The 22152-nt window shown below is 73.6% G+C and carries 24 protein-coding genes; 3 read left to right on the forward strand and 21 right to left on the reverse strand.

Features of this window, described 5'->3' with window-relative positions:
* Window positions 1-16 precede the first annotated feature (16 nt).
* The 15 genes from EAH89_RS21230 to EAH89_RS21300 all read right to left on the reverse strand — a co-directional run bounded on the left by EAH89_RS21230 (window position 17) and on the right by EAH89_RS21300 (window position 14267).
* A complete protein-coding gene (locus tag EAH89_RS21230; RefSeq protein ID WP_338325542.1) occupies window positions 17-520 on the reverse strand; it encodes an Lrp/AsnC family transcriptional regulator in 504 nt (167 codons plus the stop codon).
* A 55-nt stretch (window positions 521-575) separates the two neighbouring features.
* Entirely contained in the window at window positions 576-1046 is a 471-nt protein-coding gene (locus EAH89_RS21235) for a cupin domain-containing protein (protein ID WP_140885718.1), read from the reverse strand.
* Window positions 1047-1109: 63 nt separating this feature from the next.
* Window positions 1110-2069, reverse strand: a complete 960-nt coding sequence (locus EAH89_RS21240) for an ABC transporter substrate-binding protein (protein ID WP_140885719.1) — start codon at window positions 2067-2069, stop codon at window positions 1110-1112.
* A complete protein-coding gene (locus tag EAH89_RS21245) occupies window positions 2066-3193 on the reverse strand; it encodes an LLM class flavin-dependent oxidoreductase (protein ID WP_140885720.1) in 1128 nt (375 codons plus the stop codon). Before EAH89_RS21245 ends, EAH89_RS21240 begins: the two co-directional genes overlap by 4 nt.
* A 14-nt stretch (window positions 3194-3207) precedes the next feature.
* Window positions 3208-4341, reverse strand: coding sequence for an acyl-CoA dehydrogenase family protein (locus tag EAH89_RS21250; RefSeq protein WP_140885721.1), 1134 nt, complete (start codon window positions 4339-4341; stop codon window positions 3208-3210).
* Window positions 4341-5294: an ABC transporter substrate-binding protein gene (locus EAH89_RS21255; RefSeq protein ID WP_140885722.1), complete on the reverse strand. Its 954-nt coding sequence runs from the start codon at window positions 5292-5294 to the stop codon at window positions 4341-4343. Before EAH89_RS21255 ends, EAH89_RS21250 begins: the two co-directional genes overlap by 1 nt.
* The gene (locus EAH89_RS21260) at window positions 5291-6016 is read right to left on the reverse strand and encodes an ABC transporter ATP-binding protein (RefSeq protein WP_140885723.1); all 726 of its coding nucleotides are present in this window, start codon (window positions 6014-6016) and stop codon (window positions 5291-5293) included. Before EAH89_RS21260 ends, EAH89_RS21255 begins: the two co-directional genes overlap by 4 nt.
* Before the next feature lie 3 nt (window positions 6017-6019).
* A complete protein-coding gene (locus EAH89_RS21265) occupies window positions 6020-6868 on the reverse strand; it encodes an ABC transporter permease (RefSeq protein WP_140885724.1) in 849 nt (282 codons plus the stop codon).
* Between the two features lie 235 nt (window positions 6869-7103).
* Window positions 7104-7736 (reverse strand): maleylacetoacetate isomerase, encoded by a 633-nt coding sequence (gene maiA, locus EAH89_RS21270; RefSeq protein WP_140885725.1) that lies wholly within the window; start codon window positions 7734-7736, stop codon window positions 7104-7106.
* A gap of 11 nt (window positions 7737-7747) precedes the next feature.
* Window positions 7748-8728 (reverse strand): Bug family tripartite tricarboxylate transporter substrate binding protein, encoded by a 981-nt coding sequence (locus EAH89_RS21275; protein ID WP_140885726.1) that lies wholly within the window; start codon window positions 8726-8728, stop codon window positions 7748-7750.
* Between the two features lie 62 nt (window positions 8729-8790).
* Window positions 8791-10074: a fumarylacetoacetase gene (fahA, locus tag EAH89_RS21280; protein WP_140885727.1), complete on the reverse strand. Its 1284-nt coding sequence runs from the start codon at window positions 10072-10074 to the stop codon at window positions 8791-8793.
* A gap of 3 nt (window positions 10075-10077) precedes the next feature.
* Complete coding sequence (gene hmgA / locus EAH89_RS21285; RefSeq protein ID WP_140885728.1) at window positions 10078-11415, reverse strand: homogentisate 1,2-dioxygenase; 1338 nt, start codon at window positions 11413-11415, stop codon at window positions 10078-10080.
* A 13-nt stretch (window positions 11416-11428) separates the two neighbouring features.
* On the reverse strand, window positions 11429-12409 hold the full coding sequence (locus tag EAH89_RS21290; protein WP_140885729.1) for an MBL fold metallo-hydrolase: 981 nt from the start codon (window positions 12407-12409) through the stop codon (window positions 11429-11431).
* Window positions 12410-12420: 11 nt separating this feature from the next.
* Window positions 12421-12648: a DUF2783 domain-containing protein gene (locus tag EAH89_RS21295; protein WP_140885730.1), complete on the reverse strand. Its 228-nt coding sequence runs from the start codon at window positions 12646-12648 to the stop codon at window positions 12421-12423.
* The gene (locus EAH89_RS21300; RefSeq protein ID WP_140885731.1) at window positions 12648-14267 is read right to left on the reverse strand and encodes an FAD-dependent oxidoreductase; all 1620 of its coding nucleotides are present in this window, start codon (window positions 14265-14267) and stop codon (window positions 12648-12650) included. Before EAH89_RS21300 ends, EAH89_RS21295 begins: the two co-directional genes overlap by 1 nt.
* A gap of 88 nt (window positions 14268-14355) precedes the next feature.
* On the opposite strand from EAH89_RS21300, the gene EAH89_RS21305 reads away from it, so the two are divergent.
* Window positions 14356-14847, forward strand: a complete 492-nt coding sequence (locus tag EAH89_RS21305; protein ID WP_140885732.1) for a MarR family winged helix-turn-helix transcriptional regulator — start codon at window positions 14356-14358, stop codon at window positions 14845-14847.
* Here the strand turns inward: EAH89_RS21305 and EAH89_RS21310 are convergent.
* Entirely contained in the window at window positions 14827-15438 is a 612-nt protein-coding gene (locus EAH89_RS21310; RefSeq protein WP_140885733.1) for a cysteine hydrolase family protein, read from the reverse strand. The genes EAH89_RS21305 and EAH89_RS21310 overlap by 21 nt on opposite strands.
* Window positions 15439-15660: 222 nt before the next feature.
* Entirely contained in the window at window positions 15661-16596 is a 936-nt protein-coding gene (locus tag EAH89_RS21315; RefSeq protein ID WP_140885734.1) for an oxygenase MpaB family protein, read from the reverse strand.
* Window positions 16597-17061: 465 nt separating this feature from the next.
* Here EAH89_RS21315 and EAH89_RS21320 point away from each other — a divergent pair, with 465 nt between their 5' ends.
* Complete coding sequence (locus tag EAH89_RS21320) at window positions 17062-18768, forward strand: carbohydrate-binding domain-containing protein (protein WP_140885735.1); 1707 nt, start codon at window positions 17062-17064, stop codon at window positions 18766-18768.
* A 108-nt stretch (window positions 18769-18876) separates the two neighbouring features.
* Here the strand turns inward: EAH89_RS21320 and EAH89_RS31785 are convergent, their stop codons facing one another.
* Complete coding sequence (locus EAH89_RS31785) at window positions 18877-19053, reverse strand: hypothetical protein (RefSeq protein ID WP_162559128.1); 177 nt, start codon at window positions 19051-19053, stop codon at window positions 18877-18879.
* Between the two features lie 153 nt (window positions 19054-19206).
* On the opposite strand from EAH89_RS31785, the gene EAH89_RS21325 reads away from it, so the two are divergent.
* Window positions 19207-19743 (forward strand): cyclin-dependent kinase inhibitor 3 family protein, encoded by a 537-nt coding sequence (locus EAH89_RS21325; RefSeq protein WP_140885736.1) that lies wholly within the window; start codon window positions 19207-19209, stop codon window positions 19741-19743.
* Window positions 19744-19752: 9 nt separating this feature from the next.
* On the opposite strand, the gene otnC is transcribed toward EAH89_RS21325, so the two are convergent.
* The 3 genes from otnC to otnI are packed head-to-tail and all read right to left on the reverse strand — an operon-like array spanning window position 19753 to window position 22132.
* Window positions 19753-20397, reverse strand: a complete 645-nt coding sequence (otnC, locus tag EAH89_RS21330; protein ID WP_162861329.1) for a 3-oxo-tetronate 4-phosphate decarboxylase — start codon at window positions 20395-20397, stop codon at window positions 19753-19755.
* On the reverse strand, window positions 20394-21353 hold the full coding sequence (denD, locus tag EAH89_RS21335) for a D-erythronate dehydrogenase (protein WP_140885737.1): 960 nt from the start codon (window positions 21351-21353) through the stop codon (window positions 20394-20396). Before denD ends, otnC begins: the two co-directional genes overlap by 4 nt.
* The gene (gene otnI / locus EAH89_RS21340) at window positions 21350-22132 is read right to left on the reverse strand and encodes a 2-oxo-tetronate isomerase (protein ID WP_140885738.1); all 783 of its coding nucleotides are present in this window, start codon (window positions 22130-22132) and stop codon (window positions 21350-21352) included. Before otnI ends, denD begins: the two co-directional genes overlap by 4 nt.
* Between the last annotated feature and the right edge of the window lie 20 nt (window positions 22133-22152).

Here is a 22152-nt window from a genome sequence, read left to right on the forward strand (position 1 = left end):
GGTTCCCCGCCGCCCCTCAGCCCCCGCCCTCGGGCTCGCGCGCGCCGCGGTCCCGGAAGCGCGCGCCGTGCAGGGGATAGGCGGTGGTGTACTTCAGCCGCTCCATCGCGAAGCGGGAGGTGACGTTGCGCATCGGCACGGCCTCGATCAGCCGCTTGTAGAAGCCGTCGAACTCCGCCATTCCGGTGACCGCAACGCGGAGCATGTAGTCGACCTCACCGGCCATGCGGTGCGCCTCCATCACCTCGGGCATCGCCGCGATGGTGCGGGAGAAGGTGCGGAGCCAGTCCGGCGTGTGGTCCCCGGCCTCGATCGCGACGTAGACGATGAGGTCCACCCCGATCTTCTCGGGATCGACGAGCGCGACCCGGCGCGTGATGACGCCGCTCGCCTCGAGCTTCTGCACGCGCTTCCAGCAGGGCGTGGCCGAGAGCCCTACCTTGTCCGCCAGCTGCGCCACGGAAAGCGTCGCGTCCTCCTGCAGGAAGCCGACGATCTTGCGGTCGATCTCGTCCATCATGGCGCGAGGAACACGGGCGCGCCGGGCGGATCGCGCCGCCCGGCCACGGGCCCCGTCAGCCCTGCTTGATCCACTCCGGCTCGTCGACGATGTCGAGGTCGGGCAGGTTCACCACCACCTCCTCCGTCCCGCTGCGGACCAGGGCGCAGTGCAGCACCTCGGTCGCGGAGGAGTTGATCTCCTGGTGCGGCACGTAGGGCGGCACGAGGAAGAAGTCCCCCGCCTTCGCCTCGGTGATGAACTCCAGCCGGTCGCCCCAGCGCATGTGGGCCGTGCCGGAGATGACGTAGATGACGCTCTCGAGCGGGCCGTGATGGTGCGGCCCGGTCTGCGAGTTCGGCTCGATCCGGTTCGTGCCGGCCCAGAGCGCGGAGGAGCCGTTGCGGCTGCCGGAGATCGCGACCTCGCGGTTCATGCCCTTCGTCTCGGGCGTGTCGCAGCTCTTCGCCTTCGCGGAGATGTGGCGGATGCCCTTGTTGCGCCAGTCATAGCCCTGGGGGGGCTTGGCGATGTTGCCGTCCGGCATGGTGCTCTGTCCTCTTCGTGGGTTCCCCGGGTGGGGGAGGGTTGCGGCCGGGTGCCGCCGGCGTCAAGCGCCCCGGAGGCCGGCCGCCACGGCCTCGTTGAAGGAGGCGTCGAGCAGGTCGCGCGCCTCGATCCGGGTGCGGACCAGCCGGGCGCGGGTGTAGAGGTCGATGTTCCGCTGCTCGTCCGCCGCCACGCCGTCGTCGATCGGCACCACGCGGGTGCCCGCGCGCTCGAACCAGCGCTGGGCGACGGGGGCGGGCACGTTCATCAGCCCCGACCAGGTCTGCGCGTAGCCCGGCGCATTGGCGTTGGCCCATTGCCGCGCGGCCGCGAGCCGCCGCACGAACTCGGCGAGCTCCGGACGCCGGGCGGCGATGGCGTCGGTGCGCGCCGCCTGGAAGCCGAGACCGGGGGTGATCCCCTGCCCGTCCGCCACGATCCGCGCGCCGGAGAGAAGCTCCTCCTGCGAGACATAGGGCTCCCAGGTCGCCCAGGCCTCGACCGCGCCGCTCGTGTAGGCGGCCTTGGCGTCGGCGGGCAGGAGGAAGACGAAGCGCACGGCATCCAGCGGCAGGCCTGCCGCCTCCAGCGCCGCCAGCACCACCTGGTGTCCGATCGAGCCGCGCCCGGTCGCGACGCGCTTCCCCTTGAGGTCCGCCAGGGACTGAACGGGGCTTTCCTTGGGCACGATAATGGCCAGCCCCCCGCGGTTCTCCCGCGTGGCGGCGATCGCCTTGATCGGCACGCCGGCCGCGGCGCCGAAGGTGAAGGGCGCGTCCCCCACCAGCCCCGTGTCGATGGCCCCGGCGTTCAGCGCCTCCACCAGGGGGGCGGCGGCCGGGAACTCGCTCCAGGCGATCCGCTCGCCGAAGCCCGCGAGCTGCCCCGAGGCCTCCATCACCGCCCGCGCGTTGCCGCGCTGGTCGCCCACCCGCAGCGGCGCCTGCGCGCGAAGCAGGCGCGGGGCGGCAAGGATCCCGGCGCCCGCCAGGAGAAGACGCCGGCCGATCATCGCGCTCATTCCGCGGCCACCCGCACGCGGCGCGCGAGGCGCTCGGCGACGAGCCGGCGCGTCGCCGGCAGCAGGGAGCGTCCGTACTCCAACGCGTCCTCCAGCGGGTCGAAGCCGCGGATGAGGAAGGTGGTCACGCCGAGGTCGTAGTATTCGAGGAAGGCCTCCGCCACCTGCTCGGGCGTGCCGACGAGGGCGGTCGTGTTCCCCCGCGCGCCCGTCTCGCGCGCGATCGCGGTGTAGAGCCGCCCCTCCGGCCGGTCGCCCAGCGCCGCCGCCGCCAGCAGGCGCTGCGAGCCCGCGTTCTGCGGCCCGTGGCTGTTCGGGCCGAGCGCAGACTGCCCCCGCACCTCCCGGATGCGGCCGAGGATGCCCTCCGCCTTCGCCCAGGCCGCCTCCTCCGTCTCCGCCAGGATGGGGCGGAAGGAGAGGGAGAAGCGCACCTGGTCCGCACGCCCATGCTTCGCCGCCTCGGCCCGCACGCGGCTCACGATCTCCCGCACCTGCGCGTGCGTCTCGCCCCACAGCGCGTAGACGTCCGCCTGCTTGCCGGCCACCCGCAGCGCGGCCTCGGAGGCGCCGCCGAAATAGACGGGAACGCGCGGCTGCTGCACCGGGCGCACGGCCGGCGAGGCCCCCTTGATGCGGTAGTAGGCGCCCTCGTGGTCCACGGGCGCCCTGCCCTCCCAGACCGACTTCAGGATCGAGACGTACTCGTCCGTCCGCGCGTAGCGCTCGTCCTTCGAGAGCCAGTCCCCGTCCCGCGCCTGGTCGGCGTCGTCGCCGCCGGAGATAACGTGGATCGCGGCCCGCCCGCCCGTGAGCTGGTCGAGCGTCGCGTAGGCGCGCGCCGCGTTGGTCGGCGCGACGAAGCCCGGGCGGTGCGCGACGAGGAAGCCGACCTTCTTCGTGTGCGCCCCCGCATGCGCCGCGAGCTGCAGCCCGTCCGGCCCGTCCGAGAACCAGCCGATGAGGATACGGTCGAAGCCGCCCTCGTCATGCGCCTGGGCGGAGGCGACGAGATAGCCCGGGTCGATCGAGGGACCGCTCGCCGGGTGGATCTCCGACTGCTGGCGCGGCTGCACCATGCCGATGAACTCGACGCCGTCGGCAGGAAGCGTGTTGAGGCTCATGAGGTGTTCCTCCGTCAGATGGAGAGCGCCGCGCGCCCGGCCGCGAGGAGCGCGGCGTCGGGCTGGGGCGTGTGGATTCGGGCGCAGAGAACGTCGCGCAGGTGGCGCTCGAGCGGGTTGGCCCGCGACAGGCCGTGGTTCCCGCAGAGCGCCAGCGCCTCCTGCACGGCGGCGATGGCGTTGTCGGCCGCGACCGTCTTGACCAGGGCGCAGGCCGTCGCCGTGCCCGGCGCGCGCGCGGCATCGGCGACGAGGCGCTCGTTGGTCAGGATCAGCGCCTCGATCCGCCCCACCGCCTCCTGCACGCGCGGCAGGGTCGCAAGCGGCGCGCCGAGACTGGCCGGCGCCCGCTCCCGCAGGAAGCCGACCAACCAGTCCCGCGCCGCGCGGGCGACGCCGGTGTAGAGGGCCGCGACCAGGATCGTGTTCCAGGCCACCGCGTCGGCGTCAGGCGCCGTCCAGGCCGCGGGCGCGCGCAGCTCCAGCGCGTGGTCCTCCGGCAGCGCCACGTCGGCGAAGAGCACGTCGTGGCTGCCCGAGGCGCGCAGCCCCGCCCCGTCCCAGGTCTCCACGATCCGCACGCCCGGCGCGCGCATCGGCACGAGGAACATCCCCGTCCGCGGCGAGGCCTCGTCCGTGCGCGCCCAGACGAGTCCCCAGTCGAGCGCCGGCGCGCCGGTCGAGTAGATCTTGCGCCCGTCCAGCCGCCAGCCGCCGTCGACGCGGCGGGCCGTGGTCGCGGGCAGGCCGCCGCGCGCGGGCGTGCCGAGCTCGGGCTCCACCCGCAGCGCGTTGATCACCTCGCCCCGCGCGACCGCGCCCTCCGCAATCCGGGCGCGCAGCGCGCGCGGCACGGCGCCGTTGCGGGCGAGGCCGCGGTGCTGGATGAGCTGCATCGCGAGCACCAGCGCCGTCGCCGGGCAGCCCTCCGCCACCGCGCCGACGAGCGACGCGGCCCAGGGAAGGTCCCGCCCCGGCCCGCCGAACTCCGGCGGCACCGTCGCGCCCAGCAGCCCAGCCTCGCGCAGAGCCGCGATGTTCTCGTGCGGGAAGCTGGCGTCGCGGTCATGGGCGGCGGCACCCTCGGCGAAGCGCCGCACGAGGTCGCCGAGCGGCGCCGCCCGCGGCGCGAGGATCGAGCCGTCCATCACGCCGCGCCCCCCAGCCGGGCGAAGCCGCGGTCCCAGAGCGGCGCGACCTCCACCCGCCGCGGGATGACGCCGATCCGCGCGAACTCGTCCGCCACCGCCTGGTGCGAGGCGATCGCCGCGTCGTCCACCGCGACGAGGCTCCGCGGCTGCGAGACGTTGTCCAGCAGGGCGCGGATCGTCGCCTCCGGCACGTTCAGCGCGGCCGCCTGGGCCGCCGCGTATTCCGCGGGACGCTCGGCGATGAAGGGCAGCGCGCGGCGAAGGCGGTCCAGCAAGTCGCGCGCCGCCTCGGCCCGCGCCGGCTCCTCCGCCAGCCCCGCGCGGATGAAGTAGGGGTAGTTGCCGGAAAGGATGCCCTCCGCCGTGCGCAGCACCCGCGCGCCCCCCTGCCGGGCCACCGGCACGGAGTAGCCGTAAATCGCCCAGGCATCGAGCGCCCCCGCCCGGAAGGCTGCCTGGCCGTCGGAGGGCGTCAGGTTCACGAGCTGCACGTCGGCCAGCGAGAGCCCCGCCTCCGCCAGCATGCGCGAGAGATAGTAGTGCGTCGTCGTCGCCCGCACGTAGCCGACGCGCTTGCCGCGCAGCCCCGCGACGTCGCGGATGGCCGACCCCTGAGGCACCAGCACCACCTGCTCGTTCACGTCGCCGCGGATGACCGCGACGAGCCTCACGCGGGCGCCGGAGACGGCGGCGAAGGTCGGCGGGACCTCGCTGCCGTAGGCGAGGTCCAGCGCCCCGGCGTTGGCGGCTTCCAGCATGAGGTTGCCCGAGCCGAACTCGGACCACTCCACCCGGTAGGGCGTGTCCGCCAGCCCCGCGAGGCGGAGCAGCAGCGCGTCCCCCGCCTTGTACTGCGCGACACGCAGCGTGACCGGCCCCTGCGCCCGCGCGACGGCCGGCAGGGAGAGCGCGCCGAGAAGGCCGGCGCGGCGCGTGACGGCGGTGGTCATGCGGCCTCCTGCAGCACCTCGGCCTCGAGGCCAAGCTCGGCGAGGAGGCGGCGGCGCAGCGCGACGAAGCGCGCGTCCCCGTGGCTGCGCGGGCGCGGCATCTCCACCGCGATATCCGCCGCGATGCGCCCGGCGTCGAGCACCAGCACGCGGTCGGCCAGCAGCACCGCCTCGTCCACGTCGTGCGTCACGATCAGCGTGGTCGGGCCGTGGGCGCGCCAGAGCTCCAGCACCAGCGCGTGCATGCGGATGCGGGTGAGCGCGTCGAGCGCCGCGAAGGGCTCGTCCAGCAGCAGCAGCCGCGGCTCCCGCACGAGCGCCCGGGCCAGGGCCGCGCGCTGCGCCTCGCCGCCCGACAGCGTCGCCGGCCAGGCCTCGAGGTGCCGCGCGAGGCCGACCTCGCCCAGCGCCCGCTCCGCCCGCCCCTTCGCGTCGCGGCCTTCGAGCCCGAGCGCGACATTCGCCCAGACGCGCTTCCAGGGCAGCAGCCGCGGCTCCTGGAAGACGGCGGCGACGCGGTCCGGTAGCCCGATCCGGGCCTCCGCCGGCGCGGGATCGAGCCCCGCCAACGTGCGCAGCAGCGTCGTCTTGCCCGAGCCTGAGCGGCCGAGCAGCGCGGTGAAGGAGCCGGGCTCCAGCTCGAGGTCGAGCCCGTGCAGCACGGTATTGCTGCCGAAGCGGCGCGTCAGCCCGCCGACCGAGACCCTGCGTTCGTCCGACATCTCTCACCCCTTGATCAGGTTTGGGCGCCAGGCGAGCGCCCGCCGCTCGAAGCCCCGCACCAGCGCGTCGGCGCCGAGGCCGAGCAGCGCGTAGACGAGGAGCCCCACGACGATCACGTCGGTGCGCAGGAAGTCGCGGGCGTCGTTGATGAGGAAGCCGATGCCGGCCGTCGCGTTGATCTGCTCCGCGATGACGAGGCTGAGCAGCGCGCTGCCGAGCGCGTAGCGCAGCCCGACCAGCCCCGAGGGCAGCGCCCCCGGCAGCACGACGTGGCGGATGAGCCCGGCGCGGTCGAGCCCGAAGACCCGCCCCGCCTCCATCAGCTTCGGGTCGGTGCCCCGAATGCCCGCGAAGAGCGTGAGGTAGACGGGAAAGGCGCTGCCGAGCGAGACGAGCGCGATCTTCGGCGTCTCGCCGATGCCGAACCAGAGGATGAAGAGCGGCACGAGCGCGAGGAAGGGCAGCGTCCGCAGCATCTGCATCGGCGCGTCCACGATCTCCTCGCCCCGGCGCGACAGCCCCGCGATCAGCGCGAGGGCGACGCCCGACGAGACGCCGATCGACAGCCCCGTCGCCACGCGCCCGAGGGAGACGAGCAGGTGGTGCGGCAGCTCGCCCGACAGGACCAGCTCCCAGGCCGTCGCCACGATGGTGGTCGGCGCCGCGAGGGTGCGGGGCGCGATCAGCCCGGCCATCGAGGCCCCCTGCCAGAGAAGCAGGATCACCGCGGAGGAGGCGAAGCGCCGCGTCCGGGAGAGATCGAGGCCTCGGAAGCGCGGGCGCCGGGGCGCGGGAACGGGCCGCGCGGGGGCGACGGCCCCGCGCCCGCCGAGGGCGTGCGTGTCGGACATGGAAGGACTCCGGCGGTTCGGGACGGCGTGGGATCGGGGCGGATCAGCCCCGACAGCGCGCCGCGAAGCCGGAGAAGGCGGCGCGGAAGAGGGTCTCGTTCATGGGCCAAAAGCTATGAACGACGCCGCCCCGGCGAAAGAGCGCGGTTTCCCAAACATCGGCCACGCCGCGGTGGCCCTGTCCTGCGGGGGCCCCCGGCGGGGGAATGGCATTCCCCCCCGGCCGGGAAGGGCCCTATTCCGCGTCGCCCTGCCGCTCGGGCGAGGCCGCGACGAAGGCCGGGTGCGCCTCGCAGGCCGCGACCGCCGCGCGGAGCCTCGGCAGGTCGTCGATCGGCGCCCCGAAGCGGCGCGCGTTGCCCACCTGCGGGACAAGGCAAAGGTCCGCCAGCGTCGGCGCGGCCCCGAAGAGGAACGGCCCCTCCCCGCCCGCCACCAGCGCCTCGCAGGCCTCCAGCCCCTCCCGGATCACGCGCCGCGCCCAGCCCGTCACCGCCTCCTCCGGCAGCGGGATCGCCCGCAGCGCCGCCAGCACCTTCAGGTTCTGCACGGGGTGGATGTCGCAGGCGATGGCCAGCGCGACGGCCCGGATCCGCGCCCGCGCCAGCGCGTCGCCCGGCAGCAGCGGCGGCGCGGGGATCGTCTCGTCCAGCCACTCGCAGATGGCGAGCGACTGGGTGAGCACCGCGCCGTCGTCCGTCTCCAGCGACGGCAGCAGCCCCTGCGGGTTGAGGCAGAGGTAGTCCGGCGCGCGCTGCTCGCCCTTCCGCAGGTGGTGGAAGGCGTGCTCCACCGCCACCCCCTTCAGGTGCAGCGCGATCCGCACCCGCCAGGCCGCGGAGGAGCGGAAGTATCCGTGCAGGCGCATCGGCGCTCCCGTCAGTCGAGGGTGATGTTGAGGTCGCGGATCAGCGGCAGCCAGGTCGCGCGCTCGCGATCGAGCAGCGCCTCGAACTCCGCCGGGCCGCCCGTCAGCGGCTCGAGCCCGAGCTGCTGCAGCCGCGCCCGCACCGCCTCGTCGCGCATCGTCGCGTCCAGCTCCCGCGTGAGCTGCGCGACCAGCGCGTCCGGCGTCGCCTTCGGCACCACCACGCCCTGCCAGGCGTAGGCCTCGAAGCCGCGGAGCCCGAGGGCGGCCCCCGCCGTCGGCACCGCCGGCAGGTCGGCGATGGGTTGGGCCGAGAGCACCGCGAGCGCCTTCACCCGGCCCGAGCGCAGGTATTCCGCGCCCGAGGGGTAGTCGAGCACCATCATCGGCACCGTGCCGGCGATCAGGTCGTTCAGTGCCGGCGCCGCCCCGCGATAGGGCACGTGGTTGAATCGCACCCCCGCCTCGCGCGAGAGACGCTCCAGCGCGAGGTGGTGGGGCGAGCCGATGCCGGCCGTCGCGCAGTCGATGGAGCCCGGCGCCGCCTTCGCGCGGGCCACCAGCGCCTCCACCGTGTCCGCCGGTGCCTTCTCCCCCACCACCAGGAACAGCGGGAAGCGCGCCATCAGCCCGACGGGGCGGAAGTCGCGCACGGGGTCGTAGGGCAGGCGCTTGAAGAGGGCCGTGTTAAAGACGAGCGTGCCGTTGTCCGCGCTGAACAGCGTGTAGCCGTCGGGCGGCGACTTCGCGACGGCCTCGGCGCCGATGTTCGTCGCGGCGCCCGGCCGGTTCTCGATGACGATCGGCTGGCCGAGGCGCGGCGAGAGGCTCGCCCCCACCAGCCGCGCCAGCACGTCCGTGCCGCCCCCCGCCGCGTAGGCGACGATCCAGCGGAGCGAGCGCTCGGGATAGGCGGCCAGCGCCGGGGCGAGCGGCAGCGCTGCGATCCCGGCCCCCAGCAGGGCGCGCCGGCGAAGGGTGAAGCGGGTCATGGATGGAACCTCCCTGCCGCCGGCTCGCGCGGCCGGCTTGTCGTATTGATTCGGGTGACGCGTCAGTTGGCCGGCAGAACGGTCGCGCGGCAATCCCCGAAGCCGATCGAGGCGAAGCCCGCCCGGCTGGCATGGGCGCGGAGAATCACCTCGTCCCCGTCCTCCAGGAAGCGGCGGACCTCGCCCGAGGGCAGCGGCACCGGCTCCTTCCCGCCGCGGCTGGCCTCCAGCAGGCTGCCGAAGCCGCCCGTGTCGGGCGCCGAGATGGTGCCCGAGCCCAGCAGGTCCCCCGGGTTCAGGTCGCAGCCGTTGGACGCGTGGTGCGCGACCATCTGCGCGACGGTCCAGTACATGTGGCGCGTGTTCGACAGCGCGATCCGGTGCGGCGCGATCCCCTTCTCGCGCATGGCCGCCGTCAGGATCAGCACCTCGAGGCCGATGTCGAAGGCCCCGCGCGCCTGGTCCTGCGGGTCGAGCAGGTAGGGCAACGGCGCCGGGTCGCCCGGCGGGCGCGGGGGCTGGGCGATGCGGAAGGGCTCCAGCGCCTCCGGCGTCACTACCCAGGGGGAGATGGTCGAGCCGAAGTTCTTCGCGAGGAACGGGCCCAGTGGCTGATACTCCCAGGCCTGGATGTCGCGCGCCGACCAGTCGTTCAGCAGCCCGTAGCCCGCCACATGCGCGTCGGCCTCCCCCACGGGGATGCCGTCGCCGAGCGCCGAGCCCGGGCCGATCCAGATGCCGACCTCGAGCTCGTAGTCGAGCCGCTCGCAGGGCGCGAAGCGCGGCGCCTCGGCCTCGGGCGCCTTGATCTGCCCCTTCGGCCGCCGCACCGGCGTGCCCGAGACGCGCACCGAGGAGGCGCGGCCGTGGTAGCCGATCGGCACGTGCTTGTAGTTCGGCAGCAGCGGGTTGTCGGGCCGGAAGACACGGCCGACGTTCACCGCGTGGTGGATGCCGACGTAGAAGTCCGTGTAGTCGCCGATGCGCGCCGGCAGGTGCAGCGTGCAGCCGGCCATCGGGTGCAGGTGCGGCTCCACCGCCCCGCGCTGCCCGCCGCCGTCGGACAGCAGCAGCGAGAGCCGCTCCCGCAGCGCGCGCCGCGGCCCGGCGCCGAGCGCGAAGACCGCGTTCAGTGACCCGCCCGCCGCCGCCTCGCGGATGTCCTCGGCGACCGGCGCGGCCGCAAGGTCGAGGATCATGTCCCCGATCGCGACCCCCGCCCGCGCGGCGCCGCCCCCGGGCGGCGTGAAGACGCCGAGCGGCAGGTTCTGGATCGGGAACTCCGCGTGGCCGTTGGCGGAGGCGACCCAGCTCCGCAGGGCCGGGTCGTGCGTGGCGTCGGTCATGCTCTACCGCTGGTTCGGGTTGAAGTGCTTGCGCAGGCCCGCGCCGTAGCCGGCGTAGTCGCGCTGGAACCCCGGCGCCTCGGCCGCGAAGCGCGTGACGCGCTGCGGCAGGCGCGTCTCGAGCATGAAGGCGAGCGTGCCCTCGAGCTTGTGCGGCTTCAGCTCCGCCGCGCTCGCGCCCTCGAAGGCCGTCACGTCGGGCCCGTGCGGCAGCATGCAGTTGTGCAGCGAGAAGCCGCCGGGCGTGAAGCCGCCGCCGGGCTTGGCGTCGTAGACGCCCTCGATCAGCCCCATGAACTCGCTCATGACGTTCATGTGGTACCAGGGCGGGCGGAAGGTGTTCTCGGCCACCAGCCAGCGGTCGGGGAAGATGACGAAGTCGATGTTCGCCGTGCCCGGCGTTTCGCTCGGCGAGGTCATCACCGTGAAGATCGAGGGGTCCGCGTGGTCGAAGAGGATCGGCCCCACCGGGGAGAAGCGCTTGAGGTCGTACTTGTAGGGCGCGTAGTTCCCGTGCCAAGCGACGACGTCGAGCGGCGACTGCCCGATCTCCGTCCGCCACAGCACCCCGCCCCACTTCACCGTGAGAAGCGAGGGCACCTCGCGGTCCTCGTAGGCCGCGACCGGCGTCAGGAAGTCGCGCTGGTTCGCCAGGCAGTTGGCGCCGATCGGCCCCCGCTCGGGCAGGGTGAAGGCGCCGCCGTAGTTCTCGCAGAGATACCCGCGCGCCGGTCCGCCCCGCAGCTCCACCCGCAGCTTCACGCCCCGCGGCACGACGGCGATCTCGCCGGGCGCGATGTCGATCACCCCGAACTCGGTCGCGAGCCGCAGCGCCCCCTGCTGCGGCAGGAAGAGCATCTCCGCGTCGGCGTTGTAGAAGTACTCGTCCGCCATGGAGCGCGTGACGAGGTAGACATGCGCCCCCATGCCGGACTGCGCGCCCGCGTCGCCCGCCGTGGTGATGGTGCGGATGCCCTCCAGGAAGGAGACCTCCCCCTCCGGCAGCGGCAGCGGGTCCCAGCGCATGGGCGCGAGCGGCAGCTCCACCTCCGCGCAGGGGGCCGTGCGCCACAGCCCCGGATCCACCCGCTCGAAGGCGCCCCAGTGGGCGACGGTCGGCCGGATGCGGTAGAGCCAGGACCGCTCGTTCGTCGCCCGCGGCGCCGTGAAGGGCGAGCCCGAGAGCTGCTCCGCGTAGAGGCCGTAAGAGCATTTCTGCGGGGAGTTGCGGCCGACCGGCAGCGCCCCCGGCAGGGCCTCCGTTTCGAAGCCGTTCCCGAAGCCGGGCATGTAGCCCGTCTCGTTGCGGGTGAGCGGCGATGGGCTGAAGGGGGCGTTCATGCGGGGCTCCTCTCTAGCGGTCCAGCTCGGCGGACTTCATCTCGGTGCCGTGTTCCAACGCCTTCCACATCTCGACGTCGCGCTCGGCGGTCCAGATGCGGGGATGGTCGAGGCCCTTCGCCTCGTCATAGGCGCGGGAGACGTCGAAGGGCATGCAGTGGTCGAAGATCACCCAGTGCCCGTATTTCGGGCGCATGGCCGACATCGCCTCGTCGTAGACCTGCTTGAGGGAGTGCCCGGCCGCGACCCCCTTCCGCGCGATCGCGAACAGGTCCGCCGTGAACTCCGCCGTGCCCCGCAGGCCTTCCTCGATCCGCTCGGGTGTCGTCAGCGAGTTGCCGCGCCCGGGCACCAGCGCCACCGGCTTCAGCGCCCGGATGGCCTCCAGCGTGCCCGGCCAGTCCGCGAAATGGGCGTCGCCGCAATAAGGAGTCGCGCCGTATTCCACGCAGTCGCCCGAAAACAGCACGCGCTCCTTCGGCAGCCACACGATCGTGTCGCCGGCCGTGTGCGAGCGCCCGATCTGGATGATCTGCACCTCCCGCTTGCCCATCCAGAGCGTCATTTTCTTGTGGAAGGTCACGTCCGGCCAAGTCAGGCCCGGGATGCTCTCCTTGCCGCGGAACAGGCGGGGGAAGCGGCCGATCTCGCTGTCCATGTCCTGCTGCCCACGCTCGACGATGAGGTCGCGCGTGACGTCCGACGCAATCACCTGCGCCCCCTCGTAGCCGGAGGCGCCGAGCACGCGCACGGCGTGGTAGTGCGAGAGCACCACATGCGTCACCGGCTTGTCCGTCACGGTGCGGATGCGCGCGATCACGTCGGCCGCCATGCGCGGCGTCGCCTGGGCGTCCACGACCAGCACGCCCTCGTCCCCGATGACCACGCCCGAGTTCGGGTCGCCCTCCGCCGTGTAGCCGTAGAGGCCCGGGCCGAGCTCGTCGAAGGAGATGGTCTTGTCGGCGAGGTCGGTGGTGCTGGCGAAGCCGGACATAGGGGGTTCCTTCAGGCGCGGGCGGCGAGGGTGGCGTCGTGCCCCGCGGGCACGATCCCCTCCCGCGCCCGCGCCATGGCCTGGCGCAGCACGGCGGGGTCGCCGATGTGGTTGCAAAGGAGCAGGATCAGCCGCGCGTCCACCTGCCGCCCCTGCTCGGGCGAAAGGTCCTGGTGGAGCGCGAGCAGCGCCTCGTAGAAGTCGTCGGGCGCGGCGATGTTGGGCTCGGTGTTCAGCATCACGCCCCCTCCACGCCCCGCCCCGTCGCGCGGTCGAGGGCCGCGCGCACGGCCTCGGGATCGAAGCGGCGCCAGCGGGCGCAGACGTGCTGGTCCGGGCGGATGAGGTACGTGGTCCCCGGCCGCGCGTCGTAGCGGCGCGCGGCCAGCCCCTCCGCGTCGGCGGCCGCCGTCACGGCCAGGACACGAAGCGGCGGCACGGTCGCGGGCGGGGCGGGCGCGGCCTCGCCGAAATGCAGCAGCACGAAGCCGCCGCCGAGATGCCGCAGCAGCCAGTCGCCGCCGGCCAGCGGCGCGTCCAGCGCCGGCGCGCCGGGCACCATCGGCCCCTCGAAGACCTCGTCGTCCGGCGTGTTCAGCGGCGAGGCCGCGTAGGTGCTGGGCAGGGAGAGCCGCCCGCTGTTCACCAGGCGCCGCGCGAAGGCGCAGTCCCGCGCGAGGTCCAGCACCGCGTCGCGGAAGGCCCGGCTCGCCTCGCTCTTCGGCGTGATGAAGTCGGTGGAGCGCGTGGAGTTGAGGATGTTCTCGTCGGCCGCCGCCACGCGCTCGGCGTCGTAGCTGTCCAGCAACGCGTCCGGCGCCGCGCCGCGCAGCACGAGGGCGAGCTTCCAGGCGATGTTCTCCGCGTCCTGCACGCCGCTGTTCGCGCCGCGCGCGCCGAAGGGGGAGACGCCGTGGGCCGCGTCGCCCGCGAAGACCACGCGCCCGTGGCGGAAGCGCTCCATGCGCAGGCAGGAGAAGGTGTAGACGCTCACCCATTCGAGCTCGAAGTCGGCATCCTTGCCCAGCAGCGCCCGCACGCGGGGGATCACCCGCACGGGATCGCGCTCCGCCACCGGGTCCGCGTCCCAGCCGAGCTGGAAGTCGATGCGCCAGACGCCGTCGGGCTGGCTATGCAGCAGCACGGACTGGTTGGGGTGGAAGGGCGGGTCGAACCAGAACCAGCGCTCGGCCGGGAAGTCGGCCTTCATGCGGACATCGGCGATGAGGAAGCGGTCGCGGAAGGTCCGGCCCTTGCTCTCCAGGCCGAGGGCGCGGCGGATCGGGGAGCGCGCGCCGTCCGCGGCCACGAGGTAGTCGGCGACGATCCGGTACGCGCCGTCCGGCGTCTCGACCGTGAGGCCCACGCCATCCTCCGAGGGCTCCACGGCCGCCACCTTGTTCCCCCAGCGGATCTCGATCCCGGGCATGGCGCGGGCGCGGTCGAGCAGGAAGCCCTCGACGTAGTATTGCTGCAGGTTGACGAAGGCCGGGCGGCGATGCCCGCTTTCGGGCAGAAGGTCGAAGCTGTAGACGGGGTCCTCCCGGTGGAAGACCCGCCCGCGGCTCCAGGTCACGCCCTTCTCCACCATGGCGTCGCCGCAGCCGAGCCGGTCGAAGATCTCGAGCGTGCGCTTGGCGAAGCAGATGGCGCGCGACCCGTTGGAGAGGCTGGCGTCGTCGTCCAGCAGCAGCACGCGCCGGCCCGATCCCTCGAGGGCCTGCGCGAGGTCGATCGCGGTCGCGAGCCCCACCGGCCCCGCCCCCACCACCACCACCGCGTGGCGCGCGGCCTGGGGCGCCGACTGGTCCGGCGAGCGCCGGTACTCGAAGCGGAGGGATCGGTAATCGACGTGCATGGCCGGGCCCTCCTCCTGGCCGATCTTCGAGGACCAGGCCGTTATCGGGGGCTTATCATCTCATATAAGATGATACAACACTCCCCTGATGCCCAAGCCCGCCCCCGCCCCGCTCCGCCTCGCCGAGTTCCTGCCCTACCGGCTCTCGGTCGCCGGCGAGACGGTGAGCCGCGCCTTCGCGGACCGCTACGAGGCCGAGTTCGGCCTCTCCATCCCCGAGTGGCGCGTCATGGCCATCCTCGGCGAGGGCACGTCCCTCACCACCCAGGCGGTGATCGCGCGCACCGAGATGGACCGGGTGAAGGTCAGCCGCGCCGTCATCCGCCTCGCGGCCAAGGACTTCGTCGCCCGCGCCCCGCACCCGGAGGACCAGCGCGCCCAGGTGCTGCGCCTGGCGCCCCGTGGCCTCGCCCTCTACCGCCGCATCGTCCCCCGCGCCCGCGCCCTGCAGGCCGAGCTGGCCGAGGCGCTGACGGAGGAGGAGCGGCACGCCCTCGACGCCATCCTGCACAAGCTCCACCGCCGCGCCGCCCGCCTCCTCGGGCGCGAGGGGCCGGCGCTAGGCCCAGGCGGCGAGTAGCTCCTCCGTCCGCACCGTCTCCACCTGCTGCCCGTAGCGCTCGCGGTAGAGCGTGAGCAGCGCATCGTGCGTGCGGTCGGAGGAGGAGCAGACGGCATCGGTCGGCACCACCACGCGGTACCCGCGGTCCACGGCGCCGAGCACGCCGGCGAGGACGCAGACATCCGTCTCCGCGCCCGTGACGATCAGCGTGTCCGTCTCCCACTCCTTCAGCACCGCCTCCAGCTCCGGCCGAAGCCAGGGCGAGTACACGCTCTTGTCGATCACCCGCGCCGGCGGGACCAGCCGGGCGAGCGGGGGCAGCAGCTCCACCTGCTCGGGCCGAAGCGCCTCCAGCGTCACCCCCTCCCAGCGCTCGTAGTAGCGGCGCCAGGTCCCCTCCCCCTCCCCGGGATGGGTGGCGGGGATGAAGCGCGTGAAGATCGTCCGCTCGGGATGCGCGGCCGCGATCCGCTCCACCACCGGCAGCGTCCGCGCCATCCAGGGCGCGTGCCAGTCGGTGGGCTCGGCGAAGAGCCGCTGCATGTCGATGCACAGATGCGCGCAACGGGCCGAGAGAGGCCCGTACCGAAACCCGTTCTCTTCCTTCACGTCCGCTCCCTCCGGTTCTTTCTGTCAGAACGAAGGAGGCGGCACTCCGCTGCGTGCCACCCGCACGCAAGACGCCGTCCGCGGCCGACCGCCCCTCGCCGGCCCTGCCCCCCGGGATCGGCCCCCGCCGGGAACCCGGCCACCACCCCGTCCCGCCCGCCCCTGGAACGATGCCCGTCCGTGTTCTGTTACAAGGCCGCGGAAACAGGAAGAAAGGCCGCCTCAGCCGGCGCGACCGGCCTCGGCCGTCCGCCCGCCCGGAGCCGGGATTGGCGCCTCCCGCTGGAAGGCCCAGCGCAGCGTCCGCGCGATCCCCAGGGTCCCCGCCCGGACCAGCGGCCCGCTGAGCGCCCCGCCGGGCAGCCCGTGCATCCGCCGGGCCCAGGGCGGCAGCAGGTCCACCCCCGCCTGGAGGGTGAGCTGCTGCAGGGGCTCCGTCACCCGGTTCGGCGCGGGCTGGGTGAGGACGACGCGGGCCACCTCCCGCGTCCTGGCATCGCTCAGCAGGGCGGGCCGCATGGCCCGGATCAGCCCCATGGCCTCCGCCCGGCTCCGCGGCACGGGGCCGGCGCCGAGCGCCAGCCCGACTTGCGCCATCTCGTCGAAGTAGCGGTCCTGGTCCGCGACCGACATGCCGGGCTCGCCGTAGCGGATCCAGGCATCCAGGAAGCTCGCCGTCTCCGTCACGTGCACCCAGGCGAGCAGCGCGGGATCGTTCGCCTCGTAGGGGACGCCGGACGGAAGGACCCCCCGGATATGCCCGTGGATCCGCCGCACCCGGGCGATGATCGCCTCCGCCTCCTCCCGCCCGCCATAGGTCGTGACGGCGATGAACCGGGCCGTGCGCCGCAGCCGCCCGTGCATGTCGGCGCGGAAGTTCGAGTGGTCCCAGACCCCCGCCAGCACCGCCGGGTGCAGCATCTGGAGAAGAAGGGAAGCCACCCCGCCAACCATCATGGAGGTGACGTCCCCGTGCACCCGCCAGGCTACCGAGTCTGGCCCGAACAACCCGTCCGCCTGCCGCAGGACCGGCGTTTCGCCGCGTTTCCGGTCGTTGAAGAGGGCCACGACCTGGGCCGCGATCGCCCCGCGGATGGGGCGGGAGACGAGGCGCCCGAGGGTGGCCGGGGAGGGAACGGGCGAGCCGGAGGCCGGCATCAGCGCGCCCCCGTGGCCGGGAGGGAGGCCAGGCGACGCCGGCCAGACGGGGAAGGGAGAGGAATCATCCCCTCGTCAACGGCCGAGCCCCGGGCCGCGTTGCCGAACGCCCCCCAGCAGGGGTTCGGAAACGGTCCTCCGGCAGCCCCCCACCAGCCCCTTATCCACCCCTGAATCACGATCACGTCACCATTACGTTCTCAAAAAAGTGTGCTTTCGGCGCACGGCGCAGTGTGTCGTAACATGATCGTACGATCATTCCTGGGTTCATCATCCTAGCAATCACGCGAATGCGAGGTCCCAGCCGTCGAATCGTGACGGTTTCGGCAACCGTTGCCGGACCATGGCTGTGTCGGCCGGGACACCTTGGTAGCCCTGCCGCCAGCGGTAGGGGACGACCGCCAGGGCCGATGGGAAAATCCACGGACCGGCTTCGCGACTGATGACTGGGAAAGACAACCACACATGAGCACGCTCACCGTTGGCGCAGGCCAGCAGTACTCGACCATTGCCTCCGCCGTCGCCGCGTCGCGCGATGGCGACGTGCTGGCCGTGCAGGCCGGCACCTACCGGAACGACTTCGCCAACATCGACAAGAAGCTCACCATCGAGGGCGTCGGCGGCGTCGCGCGGCTCGAGGCCTCGGGCGACATCCCCAACGGCAAGGGGATCCTCATGGTCAACACCGACGTGACCATCAAGAACCTCGCCTTCTCCGGCGCGACCGTCGCCGACGGCAACGGCGCCGGCATCCGCTTCCAGGGCGGCAACCTCACCATCGAGAACTCGCTCTTCGAGAACAACCAGAACGGGCTCCTCACCAACACGATGCCGGGGAGCACGCTCACCATCCGCAACAGCGAGTTCTCGCACAACGGCACGGGCGACGGCCGCACGCACAACATCTACGTCGGCGAGATCGGGAAGCTGTCGATCGACAACAGCTACTTCCACGACGCCGTGGTCGGCCACGAGATCAAGAGCCGCTCCTACGAGACGGTCATCACGAACAGCCGGATCGCCGAGGGCGCGGACGGCACCGGCAGCTACTCCATCGACCTGCCGAACGGCGGCAGCGCCTACATCGCCGGCAACACGATCCAGCAGGGCGAGCACTCGCAGAACCCGGCGATGATCCACTTCGGCGGCGAGAGCGGCCCCTACCCGGGCTCCAGCCTCACGGTCACCAACAACACCTTCGTGAACGACCTTCCCTCGCAGAGCGCCGTGGCGGTGCTCAACCAGACGGGCGTGCTGGCCAGCGTCACCGGCAACGCGACCTACGGGATCGCCTCCGACCTCGTCGCCTTCGGCGCCGCCCAGGTCTCCAACGTCACCACCCTCGTCGTGCGCCCGCTCATCGACCTGCTGCACTCCGTCGACGCGCCGGCCGCCCCCGCACCGGCTCCCGCCCCCGTCGCCGCGGCCCCGGTCGTGACGCCCGACCCCGCGCCGGCGCCGGCCCCCAGCCCGTCCCCGGCCGCCGGCCCCGGCGACCTCGTCCTCCGCGTCTCCGAGGACGCCTGGCAGGGCCACGCCCAGTTCACCGTCTCGGTCGACGGCGCCCAGGTCGGCGGCGTCCGCACCGCCAGCGCGTCCCACGCCGCCGGCCAGCACGACGACGTCGTCATCCCCGGCCTGCCCGCCGGCGCCCACGCCGTCGCCGTGACCTTCCTCAACGATGCCTGGGGCGGCAGCGCCGCCGCGGACCGCAACCTCTACGTCGACAGCGTGAGCTACGCCGGCGAGGAGAAGGGGATCGGGGCCGTGCTGCTGAGCTCCGGCGCCTCGGCCACAACGACGGTCGGCGCCGCAGCGCCCGCGCCCGCGCCCGAGGCCGCGGGCGGCCACAGCCTGACCCTGCACCTCGCCGAGGACGCCTGGCGCGGCGACGCGCAGTTCGCGGTGATGGCGGACGGCAAGCAGGTCGGCGGCGGCACCGTCACCGCCTCGCACGCGGCCGGCGCGGTGCAGGACTTCACCTTCAACCTGCCGAGCGCGCCCAGCACCGTGGACGTCGCCTTCCTGAACGACGCCTGGGGCGGCACCGCCGGCACGGACCGCAACCTCTACGTGGCCGGCTTCAGCGTGGACGGCCACGAGCAACCCGGCGCGACCGCGGCGCTGATGAGCGCCGGGACGGCCCACTTCAACGTCGATCCCTGGGCCTGACACCCCGCCTGCGCGCCGGCCTCCAAGCCGGTGCGCCCACGCCGGGGCCCCGCGCGGGGGCCTCGGCCGGGGCGGCGCGGCCCGGAGGCCGTCCGCCTCGCGCCCGCGTCAGTCCCGGCTGGGCGCGCGGCCCTCGCCCTCGGCGGCCGGCTCGCCCCCGGGCACGCCTCCCTCCTCGCCCGCGGCCTTCTCGAGCTTCTTCTGCGCCTTCTGCTGCGCCTTGATTTCTTTGGCCTTGTTGCGCTGGCTGCGTTCAAAATCATAATTCGGCTTACGCATGCACAACCTCACTTTCCCTGGGCTGGATGGCCCTGCACCGCCCAGGGTAGCGCGCATGCCCCCCCTGCCTCAACGCCCCCCACCCGCCGCCCGGCCCGTGGCATGGCCCGCCGCCGCGCGGCAGGGCATGCTGCGCGCCCGCCCCGCGCGAAGGACAGGATGAGAACCAGCCGGACGCACCCCCTGCGCATCGCCGCCCTTCCCTGCCCCGGCGGCGGCACGCTGGGCATCACCTTCTGCCCCGGGAAGTGGCAGGCCACGGCCGCCACCGGCGCCTGGGCGCGCGACCTGGAGGCCGATGTCGGCGCCATCGCCGAATGGGGCGCGAGCCGCGTGGTCACCCTCGTCACCGCCGCGGAGCTGCGGGCCCTGCGCGTCCCCGGTCTTGGCGAGGCCGTGGCCGCCCGCGGCATGGCGTGGCGCCACCTGCCGATCGAGGACTTCTCCGTCCCCACCCCCGCCTGGGAGGCGGCCTGGGCCGCGGAGCGCGGGGCGCTGCACGCCGCCCTCGACCGCGGCGAGGCGGTGCTCGTGCACTGCAAGGGCGGCCTCGGCCGCGCCGGCCTCGTCGCCTCGCGCATCCTCGTGGAGCGCGGCGCCGCCCCGCGCGAGGCCATCGCCGCCGTCCGCGCCGCGCGCCCGGGCGCGGTGGAGACGGCGGAGCAGGAGCGCCACGTCCTCTCCCTCACCGGCTGAGCCCTTTTGTCAGCCGAAGCTGCGCAGCAGGTCCTCCACCTGCGCCGGCGTCAGCCCCCGCGCCGCCTGGCCGCGCAGCATGAGCGCCAGCCGCGCCGATTCCTCGAGCTCCTCCGCCGCGTAGACGGCGTCGACGAGCGAGCGCCCCGACACCACCGGCCCGTGGTTGGCGAGCAGCATCGCGCGCGCGCCGAGCGCCGCCGCGTGGATCTCGCCCTCCATCGCGGGATCGCCGGGGCGGTAGTAGCGCACGACCGGCAGGCTTCGCCCCACGCGCATGACGAAATAGGGCGTCAGCGGCGGGATCGGCGCCTCGTCGCCGGGCGAGGCGAGGCAGCTGATCGCCGTCGCGTGGGTGGAGTGCAGGTGAACCACCGCCCCCGCCTCGGGCCGCGCCGTCAGCACGGCGCGGTGCATGAAGACCTCCTTGGAGGGCTTGTCGCCGCCGACATGGTTCCAGCCCGCGTCCAGCTTGCTGATCCGTGCGGCGTCGAGCCGCCCGAGCGAGGAGTTCGTGGGGGTCATCAGGTAGCCGTCCGGCAGGCGCACGCTGATGTTGCCGGCGCTGCCCACCGAGTAGCCCCGCGCGAAGAGGCTCGCGCCGAGCTCCACGAGAAGGCCGCGCAGCGCCGCCTCGTCCGTGCCGCCGCTCACCGGACGAACTCGTCCCGGTACTGCCGCACCACGCCGTCGAAGTCCCCGTCGCGGGTGAAGCCGAGCGCGAGCGGCCGCGCCACGTCGAAGTCGCCCGGCCAGGAACAGACGATGCGGGCCACCCGCTCCTCCGGCTCCTCGCGGACCAGCGCCCGCGCCGCCGCGCCGCCGACCCGCGCCAGGCTCTCCAGCATCGCGCCCGCCGTCACGCAGACGCCCGGCAGGTTGAGCGTGCGCCAGGGCCCGATCCGCGCGCCCTCCACCGCCATCGCGTGCACGAGGTTGCCCACCACCGCGTCGGGCGACGAGAGCCAGAGCCGCGTCTCCCGCGGCACCGGCAGGTTGGAGGCGACGCCCGCCAGCGGCTCCCGGATGATCCCGCTCGCGAAGGAGGAGGCCGCCGAGTTCGGCTTGCCCGGCCGCACCACGATGGTCGGCAACCGGCAGACCCGCCCGTCCACAAAGCCGCGGCGGGAGTAGTCGTTGACCAGCAGCTCCCCCATGGCCTTCGCCGCGCCGTAGGAGGAGGCCGGCATCGGCGCCAGCGTCTCCGGCACCACCTCGGGCATCTCGCCCCCGAAGACCGCGACGGAGCTCGCGAAGACGAAGCGCGGCGCCTCCCCCGTGGCCCGCGCCGCCTCGAGCAGGGCGCGCGTCCCGTCGAGGTTCACGCGCATCCCGACGTCGAACTCCGCCTCCGACTGCCCGCTCAGCACCGCCGCCAGGTGGTAGACGCCGAGCGTCCCCGCCTCGACGACACGCGCCGCGAAGCCGGGCTCGGCGACGTCGCCGACGAGCGACGAGACCCGCGGGTCCTCCACTGGGCAGGGCGCTAGGTCGACGGAAAGGATGCTCTCGAAGGCCGGCAGCCCCTCCTTGCGCCCGCGCGCCGCCAGCAGCGCTCGGATCACCCGGCTGCCGAGAAAGCCCGCGCCCCCCGTGACGACGATCCTCACGAGCGCCTCCTGTAGGGCGCGAACCAGCCCAGCCCGGCCACCGTCTCGCCCCGCGGGTTGTACTCGCAGCCGATCCAGCCCTCGTAGCCCACGCGGTCGAGCACGGCGAAGAGGTGCGGAAAGTTCAGCTCCCCCTCCCCCGGCTCGTGCCGGTCCGGCACGGAGGCGATCTGCACGTGCGCGAAGCGCCCGGCGAGCTTCTCGATGAGCTTCGTCAGGTCCCCGTCCATGATCTGCGCGTGGTAGAGGTCGAGCTGGAGCGACACGTTGGGCCGCCCGACCCTCTCGATCAGCGCGATGCCGTCCATCTGGTGGTTGACGAAGTAGCCGGGCATGTTCCGCGTGTTGATGGGCTCCACGAGGATCGTGATCCCCTCCCCCGCCGCGGCGTCGGCGGCGAAGCGGAAGTTTTCCACGAAGGCCGCCTCGCAGGCCGCCCGGTCGCGGTCCCCGGTCATGCCGGACATGCAGTGCAGCGTCCGGCACCCCATCGCCTTCGCGTAGCGCAGCGCGACGGGCACGCTCGCGCGGAACTCCGCCTCGCGCCCCGGGATCGCGGCCATCCCGCGCTCCCCCGCCGCCCAGTCGCCGGGCGGCATGTTGAACAGCGCGAGCGCGAGCCCGGCCTCCCGCAGCCTCCCCGCCACCGCCTCCGGCGGGTGCTCGTAGGGAAAGAGGAACTCCACCGCCTCGAACCCCGCGGCCGCGGCGGCGGCGAAGCGGTCGAGGAAGGGGTGCTCGGTGAACATCATCGAGAGGTTCGCGGCGAAGCGCGGCATGCTGCTGTCTCCTGTCCGGC

The sequence above is a fragment of the Muricoccus nepalensis genome (assembly GCF_006438825.1).
GTDB lineage: Bacteria > Pseudomonadota > Alphaproteobacteria > Acetobacterales > Acetobacteraceae > Roseomonas > Roseomonas nepalensis.

Bases quoted from the DNA above. Each gene is read 5' to 3' on its own strand.
- EAH89_RS21265 (WP_140885724.1), bottom strand. From the start codon at position 6,868: ATGTCCGACACGCACGCCCTCGGCGGGCGCGGGGCCGTCGCCCCCGCG.
- EAH89_RS21230 (WP_338325542.1), bottom strand. From the start codon at position 520: ATGATGGACGAGATCGACCGCAAGATCGTCGGCTTCCTGCAGGAGGAC.
- EAH89_RS21245 (WP_140885720.1), bottom strand. From the start codon at position 3,193: ATGAGCCTCAACACGCTTCCTGCCGACGGCGTCGAGTTCATCGGCATG.
- EAH89_RS21305 (WP_140885732.1), top strand. From the start codon at position 14,356: ATGCCCAAGCCCGCCCCCGCCCCGCTCCGCCTCGCCGAGTTCCTGCCC.
- hmgA (WP_140885728.1), bottom strand. From the start codon at position 11,415: ATGAACGCCCCCTTCAGCCCATCGCCGCTCACCCGCAACGAGACGGGC.
- EAH89_RS21250 (WP_140885721.1), bottom strand. From the start codon at position 4,341: ATGGACGGCTCGATCCTCGCGCCGCGGGCGGCGCCGCTCGGCGACCTC.
- maiA (WP_140885725.1), bottom strand. From the start codon at position 7,736: ATGCGCCTGCACGGATACTTCCGCTCCTCCGCGGCCTGGCGGGTGCGG.
- EAH89_RS21300 (WP_140885731.1), bottom strand. From the start codon at position 14,267: ATGCACGTCGATTACCGATCCCTCCGCTTCGAGTACCGGCGCTCGCCG.
- EAH89_RS21320 (WP_140885735.1), top strand. From the start codon at position 17,062: ATGAGCACGCTCACCGTTGGCGCAGGCCAGCAGTACTCGACCATTGCC.
- EAH89_RS21325 (WP_140885736.1), top strand. From the start codon at position 19,207: ATGAGAACCAGCCGGACGCACCCCCTGCGCATCGCCGCCCTTCCCTGC.
- EAH89_RS21315 (WP_140885734.1), bottom strand. From the start codon at position 16,596: ATGCCGGCCTCCGGCTCGCCCGTTCCCTCCCCGGCCACCCTCGGGCGC.
- fahA (WP_140885727.1), bottom strand. From the start codon at position 10,074: ATGACCGACGCCACGCACGACCCGGCCCTGCGGAGCTGGGTCGCCTCC.
- otnI (WP_140885738.1), bottom strand. From the start codon at position 22,132: ATGCCGCGCTTCGCCGCGAACCTCTCGATGATGTTCACCGAGCACCCC.
- EAH89_RS21235 (WP_140885718.1), bottom strand. From the start codon at position 1,046: ATGCCGGACGGCAACATCGCCAAGCCCCCCCAGGGCTATGACTGGCGC.
- EAH89_RS21240 (WP_140885719.1), bottom strand. From the start codon at position 2,069: ATGAGCGCGATGATCGGCCGGCGTCTTCTCCTGGCGGGCGCCGGGATC.
- EAH89_RS21295 (WP_140885730.1), bottom strand. From the start codon at position 12,648: ATGCTGAACACCGAGCCCAACATCGCCGCGCCCGACGACTTCTACGAG.
- EAH89_RS21260 (WP_140885723.1), bottom strand. From the start codon at position 6,016: ATGTCGGACGAACGCAGGGTCTCGGTCGGCGGGCTGACGCGCCGCTTC.
- EAH89_RS21255 (WP_140885722.1), bottom strand. From the start codon at position 5,294: ATGACCACCGCCGTCACGCGCCGCGCCGGCCTTCTCGGCGCGCTCTCC.
- EAH89_RS21275 (WP_140885726.1), bottom strand. From the start codon at position 8,728: ATGACCCGCTTCACCCTTCGCCGGCGCGCCCTGCTGGGGGCCGGGATC.
- EAH89_RS21290 (WP_140885729.1), bottom strand. From the start codon at position 12,409: ATGTCCGGCTTCGCCAGCACCACCGACCTCGCCGACAAGACCATCTCC.